Here is a 14,674-nt window from a genome sequence, read left to right on the forward strand (position 1 = left end):
GAAATTAATTGAGAGTAGGCACTTGTGGGAAACGTGACCACGTTTCATACTTGCTGCCTAACTTCTCTAAAGCTTTCCGCCACATATCTTTAATATTGTTTTTCATCAGATATGATTTCTCTTCCTCGGACACCAACCAAGTGTTTTCTCTGATTTCGTTGCTCAACTGTTCGCTATCCCAACCGGAATATCCCAAGAAGAAACGAATGCATTCACTGATTTTATTCCCTTGTAATATATATTTCTTTATTTCATCAAAATCTCCATTCAGATAAAGCCCTTTACTGATAGAAATGGATCCGGGGATATCAGATAATGTGTGGAGATAAAATAGGGTATCAGTGGCAATAGGTCCACCTTTGTATAGAGGAATCTCATCCAGGTATTTAAATTCCATGATGATATCGTTAAGGAACAATGGCAGTTGCTTGTTGATAACCAATCCCATACTTCCTTCATCCGTATGATCGACCAGTAAAATTACGGATCTGCCAAACGTTGCGTCACGTAGAAAAGGTTCTGATATTAAAATCCTTCCTCTCGATGGCAACACATTATTCGATTGAATCTTAAATATGTCAGAGTCGATATTCATGCCACTAAAGTAAGAAAAAAAACGGAATAACAATCGTTCTTTCCGTTTTTTTTCATTTTAAGAATGGCTTTTATGAATATCTTATGTCAAATAATCAGGCTATCGGATGATTTTCAGCAAATAGTTTCATTCTTTCATCCAGTTGAGCATATTGGTGGTCTTTAATGAAAGAGGTACACGCGCGCAATCCTTCCTGATGGCTTCCTGTAGTTACTAATGAGATAGCGCTGACTCCGTAGTACATCAATTCTTTCGCCAGTTCGCCACTGGTCATTCCCGGATAACCGATGGTGAAATAAAATCCGTCTGCAATCGGCTCGCCCAGATCGTTGTCATATACCAGATGAAAACCGTGACGGAGGAAGATTTCTTTTAATTTCCGTGCTCTTTCACCGTATATCTTCACTTCGTTAAGGAAATTATATTGTCCTTCGTTGGCAGCTTTCAGCATGGCGGCCATGGCGAACTGTGCAGAATGACTAGTTCCTGAAGAAAGCGCATAAAGCACACGGTGAATGAAAACCGTTCCGAAAGTTCCGCCACCATATCGTTTGGTCAGTCCCGGATAGCTTCGGTGGTATAGTTTATCAGAGATACAACTTACCCCAATACGTTGCCCGGCGTAGCTGAATGCTTTTGAGCCGGAAATCAGCAATACGTAATTGTCCGTATAATGGGCAACTGATGGCTGGAAAGGAGGTTGATACGGTTTACTTAAATCTTGGCGGAAGTCCATGGCAAAATAAGCCAAATCCTCCAGAACAATCACATCATACAGTGTTGCCAATTCACCGATAATCCTCAATTCTTCTTCTTTCAGGCAAATCCAGCTGGGATTATTGGGATTTGAATAAATGATGGCTGATATATTTCCTTTTTTCAGATAGCTTTCCAGTTTCTCTTTCAGTTTTTCTCCGCGGTAGTCATACACATCAAATGTTTCAAACTTTTGCCCCATTACAACCAACTGCTGTTTCTGTACCGGAAACCCTGGATCGATAAACAAAATCGTATCTTTCTTTTCGTCACATTGGCTGCAAGTAAGAAATGAAGCGAATGTACCTTGCATGGAACCAGTGACAGGCACACAACCTTCCGGACTTAAATCTACGTTGATGAATGCTTTGATAAAGTTGGATGCCTCTTTCTTTAGTTCCGGCAATCCGTTGATGTCGGGATATAGACTGGCAATGCCATTTTGTAATGCTTCAATTTCCGCTTTCACGCCTACAGCGGAAGGAGGAAGTCCCGGAACACCCATTTCCATTTTGATAAATTCAACTCCCGATGCTGTTTCTGCTTTTGAAGCAATAGCTTTCACTTCACGAATGGTAGCTTTGGAAAAATCGACAATTTGAAACTCATTGATGGTTTCGTCAATCAGATGTCGTTCAATTGGTGTATTTTTCATTCTATTTTCTATTTTATTAGTAGCTGCAAATGTACACGATAATTCTTAATAAACCCACTTTTTCAGAAAAAAGATACTGAAGCTATTGCAGGTTTCAAAAAAATATCTACCTTTGCATCCGCAATCGAGAGAGATGCTAAAGTGAATATTTTGGTGCGTTAGTTCAGTTGGTTAGAATACATGCCTGTCACGCATGGGGTCACGGGTTCGAGTCCCGTACGCACCGCATTAGGAAATAAAAAATCCTCTGATTTACTGAAAATCAGAGGATTTTTTATTTTGAAGATAGCGAATAATCGCTATCTCTTTTTTCCATCATATCCCCATTTCACATAGATGGCTCCCCATGCAAATCCTGCTCCAAATGCAGTAAGAATTAGGTTATCTCCTTTTTTGAATTTATCTTCAAAATCCCAGAGGCAGAGTGGGAGAGTGCCGGCACTAGTGTTACCGTATCGTTCGATGTTGACCATGACCTTTTCGACAGGAACTTCCAAACGTTGTGTTACGGCGGTGATAATACGTTGATTAGCCTGATGAGGAATTACCCAGTCGATGTTTTCTTTGCTTAGATGGTTTCTTGCAATGATAGATTCACAGGCATCAGCCATGTTGGATACTGCATATTTGAATACAGTACGTCCTTCCTGATAGATATAATGCATTTGATTATCCAATGTATAATAAGAAGGAGTACATATAGAGCCACCCGCTTTAATGTGCAAAAAAGGCAATCCTTTACCATCTGTTCTTAACACAGCATCCATAATGCCAAAATCTTCAGTAGTAGGTTCAAGCATGACAGCTGCTCCGCCATCACCGAAAATCGGACAAGTTGCCCGGTCGGCATAATTTATTATTGACGACATCTTTTCAGCGCCTACAACTACCACTTTCTTGTAATTTCCAGAACGGATAAAATTGGCTCCAGTCTCCAGTGCATATAAAAAACCGCTGCAAACAGCTTGCATGTCAAAAGCAAAAGCTCTTTTCAGTCCCAGTCTTTCACATAAAATAGAAGCCGTGGAAGGAAAGCGGTAGTCAGGGGTTGTTGTAGCTACAATTATCAGATCAATATCATCCGGATTTGTTCGGGTGCGTTTTATTAACTGTTTGACAGCTTTACGAGCTATGTAAGAAGTTCCCAGTCCTTCCTCTTTCAAAATACGTCTTTCCTTAATACCAATACGCCCCATAATCCATTCGTCGGTAGTATCTACCATTTTGGAAATCTCATCATTGGTCAAGATGTAATCGGGTACATATCCTCCGACTCCTGTAATTACTGCGTTTATTTTTTCCATTCGTTTTATCTAGTTTTGGTAAATTGAATAAGGAGGTTCATTCGAAAATCAAAAATGCGGGCGCAAATATATGGAAAAGAGACCGAATTCCAATAGTAGTTTGTGAAACTGTAGCCTTTTTAATTAATAAAAAGGAATATTTGACCAAATTTTGTCTAAATTTTTAGCAGGCAATTTTTGTTTAAATGAATGAGTTGTTGTAAATAATTGATTCATAGGTAATTGTGAATGTTGCTCCGGTATTGCTAACTACGAAGTTTGTCAAACAACTCGTCATTGTATAAAGATGACTTATTGGTTAGAGACTATTTAAATTTTATGCAAATCATATTTTCGCTTCCTTTCTTGTCTTGCAGGTTCAAGATTTTCTTGATGACTTGCAAATGTGTGTTCTTCTAAATCCATACTGCCATCGGTAATGTATGGTAATAGTCAGTTATTCATCAAGAAAAATATTGTATATGTGAAAATATACACAGCGATATGATAACCGGCAGAAGCTGCAGTACGTACCAGATGCAGTGTAAATGCTGTTTTACCTACCGCAGGACGGGCGGCAATAACGATCTCCTCACCGGGTTGCCAGCCGCATGTCACCCGGTCAAGGTCGGCAAATCCAGTAGTCAGTCCTGTAGCACTGTTCTTGTTGCTGGCCATGCGGGCCTCTATCAACTTACAGTGTCCTCTATGAGTTGTGACGTGGAACAGAGATGTTCGGCAGTACCACATTCATTTTCCAATCGGTCGAGGAGGGTATGGGCATTTGCCAGCGTATCGTCTGTATCAGTTATCCTGATAGTTGGGAAAATAAGCCACTGCCATCTCGGATAGTACGTGGCAACCGTGAAGCAGCCAGTCAAAAGATTGATTATCCATTGTTTAAAATATTTTAGTACGCCGCAAAATTATGACTCGTTTCATTGGATGAAAAAAACGTTTTTCTGATGCTGGTAATTTAAATGTAAAATAAGTATGAATATTTTTAAATAAAAATCTAATTATTTAAACAATCTTTTCTATATTTGCATTCGAAATTAGATTTTATATGGCAGTTTTGTCGATTAATAATCAGTAATATCAAACCATTTATATATAACTAAATTTTATAATGTTGAAAGGAATAGAAATAATAAAAGATCGTTTACAACGAAAGCGAAAACAGTACATCCATCAGGGAGAGAAAATAGAACAAATGAAGTGTACAATGCAAAACACCGGTGAGGAAATTGAGCAACTGGAATATGTGCTTAATGAGATGGAGCATATAGCGGATGTAAATCGTGCTCCACGAGTGATTCCAAATGCTAGGGTGGAGGAGGTGTTTGCATATCTCTGCCGGGTGTTTGAGTTTTTGCAGCACCGTTTAAAGCTGCATTTCAAATATAAATTGGCATGCGAAGTCATCTTTGCCTACTATCAGTTTAAAAGTCGGTTGCATACTCCTGGACGGGAATATTTAAGCTTTGCAACTATACTGACTTACTTTAAACGTGAAAGAGGAATGGCGTATGGGTGATTTCAAAAATATCGAAATATAGAGATAATAGTGTGAAAAACAAATGTTTTAGGAACAGAAATGACGAATTTGATATTTTTTCCTTATTTTTGTGTGTCCATTTTTGAATGATATGATACAGATAATACGATTAAAAGGAAAAGACAAACACTTATATCGGCTTTTAGCGCCGATGGTGATGGATCCCGAAGTGATACGCGCAAACAATAATTACCCTTTCAAGACGGGCGAAGAGTATGTGTGGTTCATTGCGATTGAAGATAAAGAAGTGGTGGGCTTCGTCCCCGTGGAACAGAAAAGCCGGAAGAAAGCTGTAATCAATAATTATTATGTGAAGGCAGAAGGCACCGTACGGGAGGAAATCCTGTCACATCTGTTGCCCGCTATCGTTGCGGAATTTAGGCCCGAGAGTTGGTTGCTCAATTCGGTCACACTGGTACAAGATAAAGAAACATTTGAAAAGTTTGAATTTGTATCGATGGACAAGAAATGGACACGGTATGTAAAAATGTATAGATAACTTATGACGAAAAAGAAAATAGCAGGCACAAAGAATGTATATGAATTAGCACAAGAACGACTGAAAGTTATATTTAATGAATTTGATAATATATATGTGTCATTCTCCGGAGGTAAAGACAGCGGGGTACTGCTGAATATGTGTATCGATTATATCCGGAAGAATAACCTGAAGGTACGTTTGGGAGTTTTTCACATGGATTATGAGATCCAGTATAAAATGACCATTGACTATGTAGACCGGATGCTGGAGGCCAATAAGGATATTTTGGATGTATACCGGGTATGCATCCCTTTCCGTGTGGCTACCTGCACCTCGATGTATCAATCTTTTTGGCGTCCGTGGGAAGACAGCAAAAAGAATATATGGGTTCGTTCCATGCCGAAAAAGGCAATGACCAAAGAAGATTTTCCTTTTTATAATACAACCATGTGGGATTATGAATTTCAGATGCGTTTTGCGCAATGGATACATAATAAAAATGATGCAGTGCGCACTTGTTGTCTGATCGGGATTCGTACACAGGAAAGTTTCAATCGGTGGAGATGTATCTATATGAGCCGTAAATTCCAGATGTATCATAAATATAAATGGACTTCAAAAGTAGGGAACGATATTTATAATGCCTACCCTATTTATGACTGGAAAACAACGGATGTATGGACTGCCAATGGAAAATTCCAGTGGGATTATAATGTTTTATACGATCTTTATTATCGTGCCGGAGTCAATCTGGAGCGTCAGCGTGTAGCAAGTCCCTTTATTAATGAGGCACAAGAGAGTTTGCAGCTTTACCGGGTGCTTGATCCTAATACCTGGGGTAAAATGGTGGGAAGGGTGAACGGTGTGAACTTTACCGGTATGTATGGTGGTACTCATGCAATGGGATGGCAATCGGTGAAACTTCCCGAAGGATATACATGGCGCGAGTTTATGTATTTTTTGTTGTCTACTCTGCCGGAGCGGGCGAGGAAGAATTATCTACGGAAACTTTCAGTGAGCGTGAATTTCTGGCGGACAAAAGGCGGATGCCTGAGTGATGCCACCATCCAAAAGCTGATTGATGCGAAAGTACCAATTATCGTTATGGACAACAGTAACTACAAAACGTTGAAAAAACCGGTACGTATGGAATATCAGGATGATATCGACATTCCGGAATTCAAAGAAATACCCACGTATAAGCGAATGTGCGTTTGTATTCTTAAGAATGACCATGCCTGCAAATATATGGGATTCTCACCTACAAAGGAGGAGATGAGTAAGAGAAGTCAAATTATGGAACAATATAGAATCATAGTATCATGAGTGTAGATAAAAGCCCTGTTTACGAGGTAAAAGCGGTGCCCGTAGAAAAAGTATATGCGAACGATTATAATCCGAATGTCGTTGCACCGCCTGAAATGAAGTTGCTGGAACTTTCTATTTGGGAAGATGGCTTTACGATGCCATGTGTATGTTACTACAATAAAGATGAAGACCGTTATATCCTGGTGGATGGTTACCATCGCTATACGGTATTGAAGACTTCCCAACGAATCTATAAGCGTGAAAACGGTTTGTTGCCGATTGTGGTGATAGACAAAGACTTGTCTAACCGTATGAGTTCAACAATCCGGCACAACCGTGCGCGTGGAATGCATAACATTGAATTGATGTGCAACATTGTTGCGGAGCTTGATAAGGCAGGTATGTCCGATCAATGGATAATGAAAAATATTGGTATGGATCGTGATGAATTGTTACGTCTGAAACAAATTTCAGGACTTGCTGATCTGTTTGCTAATCGCGAATTCAGTATTCCTGATGAGGTGGCACCTACGGAAACTGAGCGTAAAACCTTATAATCTGATAGTTATATATACAGAAATTGAGTATTTTGTCATTTAGGCACAAATTATACAAGTTATTAGCTTATTTTGTTGTATAAAATAGTTAGTTCTTTTGTCTAATTTGTGCCTAAGTTGTGTCTAAATGACACGGAAAACTATAACTTCCCTCTATTGTCCAAGTTTTTATGAAAGAAACTTGGGAATTTTAAAATGTTCGCATATCGAAAGAAATGAGGATATTGAATATTTTTGTTGTGAATTTCGTAACCTTGTTGTTCGCTACCTACATAATTAGTCCCTTTATTCTAAATTGATTCTCTGTAACAGAAATGAATACAATTTTGTATCTCCTTTAATATTCCGAAATTTGCAATATGAGATTTGGACAAAAATATTGTCCTGAGAGAAAAGCAAAAAGAGAAATATATAAGAAGTAGAGGAAAGTATATTAGAGAATTAATGAGAGAAATAACAAAACTTACAATCAGTTTTTTATATTTGATTTTTTTATTATCTGTGGTGTGTGTGCAGGGGTCGAATGTGACCGGCACTCTCTTTCAATTAACACCGAAAGTGACAACTTGTGCGGATATATATGCCAAGTTGTTGATTATGCCGTTGAGCAATCCTTGGCTTGGCTCTCTCTCTTATAGTGACACTCAAGAATCAATCTCCATGAATTATATTATGTATGAGTCCGGCATTCAGAACAATACCTGTCTGCACATCAAGGGACTTGGTCTGGTAATAACATCGGTAACAGATGGGGGCTGACTGGTTGATGTAGTATGAAGAAGGACAAAGAGAAACAGGTGACAGGATGATGTGTATCTAACATTAAAAACAGGAAATTTGGAAAAAGAAGTTCATATTAGACAAAGGAAAGTTGTTCCTGCTGCGGGAAGTACGCTTCAGCTCATGCCTACTGAAAATTCAAATTCGGAGGTATATGAAATCAATTATTTCTGCCTTACGGGCGAAGTGGATGAAAGTGCTAAAAATTGGATCCGTCTGTATTCTTCCGTAATGCCGGAGGAACATACAGGAGAAGAACGCATTATCGTTGAAGACGGTAAGATATATATTAAGGTATTGCCCAATATAGAGGCGGATTCCAGAAACGGAATCGTACATCTCACAACAATGGCGTCTTCCGTTAAAACGGGCATCAGTAATGTGCAACGCATAAAAATAGATGTTACTCAATTGGGGCAATAAATAACAGTAAATGTGATATAAATGAAGAAAGTTGCTATACTCATATTATTCATGCTCGGATGTGCTATTTCCGAGGGTTATGCCCAGAAGGTTGCGTTGAAAAGCAATCTGCTGTATGACGCTACCACTACCATGAATTTGGGGTTGGAGATCGGACTGGTGCGTAAATGGACGCTGGACATTCCGGTCAATTATAATCCGTGGAAACTTTCCGACGGCAAACGCCTCCGTCATTGGGGGATACAACCCGAAGTTCGTTACTGGTTTTGTGAGAGTTTTCGCCGTATGTTTATCGGAATGCACGGACATTATGCCGATTTCAATGTAGGAGGGTGGCCCGACTGGTCTTTTATCAGTGACAATATGCAGCATACGCGTTATCAGGGATATCTTTATGGCGGTGGCTTTTCCGTAGGATATTCGTGGATTCTGAAAAAACGCTGGAGTATAGAAACGTCTGTCGGAGTGGGATATGCGCACATTGTATATGACAAGTATCCTTGCGCTACCTGTGGTACGAGATTGAAGGAAAGCAGCAAAAATTATTTCGGACCTACCAAAGCAAGTGTGTCACTTATTTATGTAATTAAATAATAAGGAGTATGATAATAAGAAATATAGGTTTCCTTGTGTGTATGTTGGTGGTTTGCAGCCTGAATATAAACACAGCTATGGCTCAATCCCGCTCTTACGAAGGTGGCATTACCGTGAATCCGGTGCGGTTGGAACAGAAAGGTGATTTTATTCATGTCGATATAGATTTTGTTTTGAATAATGTGAAAGTGAAATCTGCCCGGGGAATGGATTTAATTCCGCGGCTGGTGACTTCCGGACGCACTCTGAATCTTCCGAAAGTTTCTATTAAAGGTCGTGACGAGTATTTGGCGTATGAGCGTGGGCTTGCGTTGATGAGCGCCAAGGAGAAGAGAAGCTATGAGAAGCCGTATATAGTGGAAAAAGCCGGAAAACTAAGAAATGATACGATTCGGTATCAATATCTGGTTCCGTTCGAATCATGGATGAAGGATGCGCGTCTGGACATGCAGCGTGACGAATGTGGTTGCGGTGAAACGGCATTAATGAACATCGAGGAATTTGGCAAAGTGACGTTGGAACGTGTATGGACGCCTTATGTAGTGGTTCCTCAGTTTGCTTATCTGCAACCGAAAGCGGAAGAAATCAAACAACGGGATATTCAAGTAGAATGTTTTCTGGATTTCGAGGTGAATAAAGTCAATATTCGTCCCGAATACATGAATAACCCTCAGGAACTGGCTAAAATCCGCAAGATGATCGATGAGCTGAAGTCCGATCCGAATGTGAAAGTGAACCGTCTGGATATTATCGGTTATGCGTCTCCGGAAGGAACATTGGCAGCGAACAAACGTCTGTCTGAAGGACGTGCCATGGCGCTCCGGGATTATCTGGCATACAGATACGATTTTCCGAGAAACCAATACTACATTGTCTTTGGAGGTGAAAACTGGGACGGACTGGAGAAGGCGCTTGAAACAATCGAATTGGAATATAAAGACGAAGTGCTGGATATTATCAGGAACATACCTATTGAAAAAGGAAGAGAAACAAAACTGATGCAACTTCACGGAGGGACGCCTTACGGATACTTGTTGAAGTATATTTTCCCAAGTTTGCGTGTGGCTATCTGCAAAGTGAATTACGAAGTGAGGGATTTTAGTGTGGAGGAAGCAAAAGAGATTATCAAGACGCGTCCGCAGAATTTGAGCTTGAATGAAATGTTTCTGGTAGCTAATACCTATCCGACAGGCTCGCAAGAATTTATTGATGTGTTCGAAACGGCTGTCCGGATGTATCCGCAGAGTGAGATTGCAAATATAAATGCTGCTACTGCCGCTTTATCACGCAATGAATTGGTTTCGGCTGAACGTTATCTGGGCATGGTGAATTCGAATAAGAATTTGCCGGAATATAATAATGCTATGGGAATATTAATGTTAATGAAGGGAGATTATGAATCATCGAAGAAGTATTTGAAGTTTGCAGAGCAGTCAGGTCTGGATGCAGCTAGGGGCAATCTGGAAGAATTAGTCAGGAAGAAGGCTAATGCTGCTAAAATGAAAAAGAATGGTAAGTAAAACTTACTGATTAAGTGGGAAATTATATAAGTATTAATTCTAATATTTTTTTGTATTATGCTAAAGATTAAATCAATTTTAGTTTCATTGCTGGCTGTTGCGGCACTGGCAAGTTGTTCAAATGAGAATCTGGAGGAAAATCCGGAGGTTGAAGGGGGAGCAGGTTATGATGTAGCTTACGTATCAATTAGTCTGACTAATCCCAAAGTGCCTGGTTCACGTGCTTCTGGTGAACAGACGGCTTTAGAGGAGGAAAGTGCGATTAATGAGCTCTATTTGATTACGTTCAATGCGAGTAAGGTGGTGACTAAGGATGAAAAGGCAACTAAGTATGCCACGGTATTGGGATCAAGTTCTTTCGGAACAAATAGTGGAGTTACGACTCCGAATACTCCGGTTAAAGTGGATCCGAATACTAAGTATTTGCTTGTTATTGCCAATCCAGGTTACCAATTAAAGGATCGCTTGGATAATCTTTCAGCGGGTGCAACCTATGCTACCATCAATGGAATGATTACAGTTCCTGAAAACAATACTAAGCCCAACAATGCTTATCTGGTAGAGGAGGTTGTACACTCCAATGGTTGTGCAATGATTAATGTCGGATTCTACGATGATTCCGATTCAGATCCATCCAATCATGCATGGGAGGATGAATGTCTGCTTGATGTATCGGATAAGATTGTTTTGGTCAGCGACTATAAATCGGAAGCGCAAGCTCAGAATGCAGCGAAAAGTAATCCGGCTACCCTTGAGATAGAACGCCTTGCTGCAAAATTGGAGGTTATGATTGGCAGTCCATTAGCAGTTGGACCTTTTGAAGATGGAACAAATGCAAGTCTAGGACAGTTTGATTTTGGAAATTGGACTATAGATTACTACAACTCCCTGTTCTTTCCTTTTGCAAAGAAGACTACCACAGCATCGTCTCATACTACCGGATTTTACAAAAGTAACTTCTATACAGTCGACCCGAACTTTACGACTGCGGGTGGAACCGAATATCTTACAGGCATTATTAAGAATACACTCGATGCTGCAACTCGCGAACCTAAGGTGGAATGGGTTGCTGAAAGTGCGACTGTAGGTGATAATTACAAATACTGTATCGAGAATACGATGGTCGCAGGATATCAGAAGTTCGGTGCGGCTACGCGTCTGGTACTTAAGGGACAGTATGCACCTTGGAAGTCTGGTGAATTTACTTTAGGAAATGACTGGTATCGTCTTCCTAACGGAACTAACTCTGTAAACTTCAAGAGTTTTGCCGACTTGCTGGCTGCTTATACGCCTGCCAAAGCTAAAGAAACAGCCTCAGACCCTATGACCGCCCAGGAGAAACTTTTAGTTTCGGCATGCGAACTGTTCTATACTCAGATAAAATCTGAACTTACCGCCAATGATCCGGGTGATTTTGCATCCCTTACGCAGGCTATTCTTGACGACAACAACATTCAGAATGGTGGTGAACTGTGTAAAAAAGAAGGTTGCATCTATTGGTATCCAAAGAGTCTCAACTATTACTACTATGAGATTCGTCATGACAATGCAGCCAATTCTTACATGGAGTATGGGAAATACGGTGTAGTACGTAATAACTATTATACGCTTACGCTGACAAAGGTGAATGGTAACGGTACACCGTGGTATCCTGGTGGTGGTCCCGAAGATCCGGATGAAGAAGAAGATATCGATAAGAAAGGTGCCTATCTCCATTTTGAGATTAAAGTTGCTCCGTGGATATACTGGACTACAAATTTCGAAATCTAAATAAATTCTTTACTTTCAAAGAAAACAGGGCAGTGCGGACTGCCTGCCCTGTACTTTTAAAATAGATATTCCGTACGGAACAGACCGCCGAAAAAAGTAAAAACAAGCCGGTGACAGGCTTCCCAAAAACAGCACTGAAATATACCGGCGCATCCGAGATGCAATGAAATGCAAAGCGCGCCCCAAAAAGAGGAAATAACCGGAGGTCACAAAATAGAGATCTCTGACAATATAAAATGGCAAACCGATAGGGTTGCCCCTAAAAGAAAAGATATGTTCGGAAAAACTAAATCGCTGTTCCTTATCGTTGCTTCGATGCTATGTATGGCTTCGTGCGACAGTATACGCGAAGACCTGCCACGGTGCGAACTTTGGTTGGAATTTGTATTCGACTACAATATGGAATATGCGGATGCATTTAATCCGCAGGTTAAATCGGTGGATGTACTTGTGTTCGACAGCGATGATAAATTGCTTTTCACCAAAAGTGCCGAGGTTGCTGCGCTGGTTGGTGGAAGCCGGATATCGTTGACCGACGAGCTCGATTTCGGAAGTTATAAAGTACTGACCGTCGGAAGTCTGTCTGACAGATTCCGGCTTTCGGACAATGCAGGTAATAAACTGGTGCCGGGAACAACCACCCTCCAACAAGTCATTGTATCCCTGAAGCGGGAGACGGATGTTGTTAATTTCGAATTTCAGCATCTTTACTTCGGAGAAGTTGTGGAAGTGGATCACCTGCCATCCAATACCAACCATAAAGTTTATCCGGTGAACCTGATACGTGACACCAATCGGTTTAATCTCGCGTTAATGGGATATGAGGAAAATAAAGTGGATGGCACACAATATACATTTGAAATTCAGGCACCGGAAAATGCGGTTTATTCCTGGGAAAACGAACCCACAGGACAAGGGCCAATTACTTATGTGCCTTACTATACAGGTCCGGGTGAAATATCCGATGTGGTTATGTCCGCACGCCTGAATACGATGCGTTTGCTCAACAGGAGCGGATGGGATTATAAGTTTATTATAAGGGATGCGAATACCGAAGCCGAAGTCTGGAGCTACAATCTGATGACACTATTGAGCATTGCCCGGCCGGTTTACCGTTACGACGGAACGGAACTTCCCTTTCAGGAGTATCTTGACAGGCAGAGTGAATGGAACCTGATATTTACAGTTGTTGAAAAAAACGGAGGAGGATTCCTTCAAATTGGTATTGTCGTGGGGACCTGGATTCATTGGCTCCACGGGATGGAAGTTTAAGAATGAGAAAAAAGCTATTACATATCATTTATCTGGCATCCACCATCCTTTTGTTCTCATGTAGTAGAGAAGCTGATGTGGCTTATGAGTTGCCTGCCCATACTACCCGGGCGCAACTTAGCATCGACTTGGTGAATAATGGGGATGTGGAACAACAGGAGAAGATAAACTCCATGCGGTTTATCGTATTCGGCAGCACGCCCGGTGGCGTGAGGCTGGATGTGAATGAACACATCCTGTTGAGCACTCCGGAGACAGCTACTGATATAGATGCGCAACTTCTCGAAGTGACTTCCAGCAATGATATCCTGGTCGTAGTTATTGCCAACGAACCGCAGAGTCTCACAAGCCAACTTGACGGTATAGCTAATCTTTTGACGTTGCAAGAGATGATTTACGACATCTCCAGCATACTGAATAGTGACGGGCAGATTATTTCGGCGACCGGAATGCCTATGACAGGAGTGATCCGGGATATATCCATAGCACCCGATGAAACCAAAACAGTGCAAATGGTAATCGAACGTGCCGTAGCCCGGGTAGATGTCTTTATCGAAGCTATAGACGGCGGGGCAGTGACCGGATATACTGCCGGAAGCACCAGTGTCACCTTGCATAATTTTTCCCACGATAGCTATTTCGTGATGGGAAATGTGGGCAACGGCACGCGTGATAACGCCGACTCTTCAAAAAACTACGGAAAGGTGAAGGAAGACGTGTCGGAAAGCAATTTATTAACGCATAGCTGGACGGCTGCGACTACAGAAACTTGGGCATACTCATCGGCTCCCGGAGCTGAAAACCGGAAGTTGCTTTGCTCGTTCTACACAGCCGAACGCCTATTCAAGTCGGATTATTCCGACCGACTGTCTATCAGTATGGCTAATGTCCTAAAAGGGCCTTCGGACGTCACCGGAATAACCGGGAAAGTAATTGAAAGCGTAACAAAGGTTGACGGCACAGGTAGTCCGACAGCGCAACCTTTTACGGAGATCCGTCGGAACAACGTGTATCAGGTAACGGCACGCGTAGGAAAAATAGGTATTCAGATACTGACGATAAGCGTAGAAGATTGGGGTGAAAGACAAGACATTGATTTGGATATGGACTTGTAATATCTTT

15 protein-coding genes and 1 tRNA gene are annotated in these 14,674 nt (G+C 41.0%); 12 read left to right on the forward strand and 4 right to left on the reverse strand.

What is annotated here, in order from left to right; all coding sequences use genetic code 11:
• Nucleotides 1–4: 4 nt before the first annotated feature.
• Both N5O98_RS01255 and N5O98_RS01260 read right to left on the reverse strand, forming a co-directional pair.
• The gene (locus tag N5O98_RS01255; RefSeq protein ID WP_008775855.1) at nucleotides 5–595 is read right to left on the reverse strand and encodes a YqgE/AlgH family protein; all 591 of its coding nucleotides are present in this window, start codon (nucleotides 593–595) and stop codon (nucleotides 5–7) included.
• A gap of 94 nt (nucleotides 596–689) precedes the next feature.
• Nucleotides 690–2,006: an aminotransferase class I/II-fold pyridoxal phosphate-dependent enzyme gene (locus N5O98_RS01260; RefSeq protein WP_004300428.1), complete on the reverse strand. Its 1,317-nt coding sequence runs from the start codon at nucleotides 2,004–2,006 to the stop codon at nucleotides 690–692.
• A 152-nt stretch (nucleotides 2,007–2,158) separates the two neighbouring features.
• Here N5O98_RS01260 and N5O98_RS01265 point away from each other — a divergent pair.
• Nucleotides 2,159–2,232, forward strand: a tRNA-Asp gene (locus tag N5O98_RS01265).
• Between the two features lie 73 nt (nucleotides 2,233–2,305).
• On the opposite strand, the gene N5O98_RS01270 is transcribed toward N5O98_RS01265, so the two are convergent.
• Together N5O98_RS01270 and N5O98_RS01275 are read right to left on the reverse strand one after the other, a co-directional pair.
• A complete protein-coding gene (locus N5O98_RS01270) occupies nucleotides 2,306–3,310 on the reverse strand; it encodes a beta-ketoacyl-ACP synthase III (protein ID WP_004300429.1) in 1,005 nt (334 codons plus the stop codon).
• A 432-nt stretch (nucleotides 3,311–3,742) separates the two neighbouring features.
• On the reverse strand, nucleotides 3,743–4,039 hold the full coding sequence (locus N5O98_RS01275) for a DnaB-like helicase C-terminal domain-containing protein (protein ID WP_022199366.1): 297 nt from the start codon (nucleotides 4,037–4,039) through the stop codon (nucleotides 3,743–3,745).
• A 379-nt stretch (nucleotides 4,040–4,418) separates the two neighbouring features.
• On the opposite strand from N5O98_RS01275, the gene N5O98_RS01280 reads away from it, so the two are divergent.
• The 11 genes from N5O98_RS01280 to N5O98_RS01330 all read left to right on the forward strand — a co-directional run bounded on the left by N5O98_RS01280 (nucleotide 4,419) and on the right by N5O98_RS01330 (nucleotide 14,667).
• Nucleotides 4,419–4,826: a hypothetical protein gene (locus N5O98_RS01280; RefSeq protein WP_004300432.1), complete on the forward strand. Its 408-nt coding sequence runs from the start codon at nucleotides 4,419–4,421 to the stop codon at nucleotides 4,824–4,826.
• Nucleotides 4,827–4,938: 112 nt separating this feature from the next.
• On the forward strand, nucleotides 4,939–5,346 hold the full coding sequence (locus N5O98_RS01285) for a hypothetical protein (protein ID WP_008647328.1): 408 nt from the start codon (nucleotides 4,939–4,941) through the stop codon (nucleotides 5,344–5,346).
• 3 nt (nucleotides 5,347–5,349) lie between these two features.
• Nucleotides 5,350–6,654 (forward strand): DUF3440 domain-containing protein, encoded by a 1,305-nt coding sequence (locus N5O98_RS01290; RefSeq protein WP_004306263.1) that lies wholly within the window; start codon nucleotides 5,350–5,352, stop codon nucleotides 6,652–6,654.
• Entirely contained in the window at nucleotides 6,651–7,193 is a 543-nt protein-coding gene (locus tag N5O98_RS01295) for an IbrB-like domain-containing protein (protein WP_004300435.1), read from the forward strand. The genes N5O98_RS01290 and N5O98_RS01295 overlap by 4 nt, the downstream gene beginning before the upstream one ends.
• Nucleotides 7,194–7,676: 483 nt before the next feature.
• Nucleotides 7,677–7,952, forward strand: a complete 276-nt coding sequence (locus N5O98_RS01300; protein ID WP_229065730.1) for a hypothetical protein — start codon at nucleotides 7,677–7,679, stop codon at nucleotides 7,950–7,952.
• A gap of 78 nt (nucleotides 7,953–8,030) precedes the next feature.
• On the forward strand, nucleotides 8,031–8,396 hold the full coding sequence (locus N5O98_RS01305; RefSeq protein ID WP_004308193.1) for a hypothetical protein: 366 nt from the start codon (nucleotides 8,031–8,033) through the stop codon (nucleotides 8,394–8,396).
• Nucleotides 8,397–8,417: 21 nt separating this feature from the next.
• Entirely contained in the window at nucleotides 8,418–8,990 is a 573-nt protein-coding gene (locus tag N5O98_RS01310) for a DUF3575 domain-containing protein (RefSeq protein WP_004300438.1), read from the forward strand.
• Between the two features lie 8 nt (nucleotides 8,991–8,998).
• The gene (locus tag N5O98_RS01315) at nucleotides 8,999–10,510 is read left to right on the forward strand and encodes a DUF3868 domain-containing protein (RefSeq protein ID WP_008640570.1); all 1,512 of its coding nucleotides are present in this window, start codon (nucleotides 8,999–9,001) and stop codon (nucleotides 10,508–10,510) included.
• A 57-nt stretch (nucleotides 10,511–10,567) separates the two neighbouring features.
• Nucleotides 10,568–12,280 carry an Mfa1 family fimbria major subunit gene (locus tag N5O98_RS01320; protein WP_022199367.1) on the forward strand — a complete coding sequence of 571 codons (1,713 nt, stop codon included), beginning with the start codon at nucleotides 10,568–10,570 and terminating at the stop codon, nucleotides 12,278–12,280.
• Between the two features lie 273 nt (nucleotides 12,281–12,553).
• The gene (locus N5O98_RS01325; protein WP_115484152.1) at nucleotides 12,554–13,552 is read left to right on the forward strand and encodes a FimB/Mfa2 family fimbrial subunit; all 999 of its coding nucleotides are present in this window, start codon (nucleotides 12,554–12,556) and stop codon (nucleotides 13,550–13,552) included.
• Nucleotides 13,553–13,554: 2 nt separating this feature from the next.
• The gene (locus N5O98_RS01330) at nucleotides 13,555–14,667 is read left to right on the forward strand and encodes a fimbrial protein (protein WP_004300443.1); all 1,113 of its coding nucleotides are present in this window, start codon (nucleotides 13,555–13,557) and stop codon (nucleotides 14,665–14,667) included.
• The last annotated feature ends 7 nt before the right edge of the window (nucleotides 14,668–14,674 follow it).

The organism is Bacteroides sp. LFL-34, from assembly GCF_027257075.1.
Lineage (GTDB): Bacteria > Bacteroidota > Bacteroidia > Bacteroidales > Bacteroidaceae > Bacteroides > Bacteroides ovatus.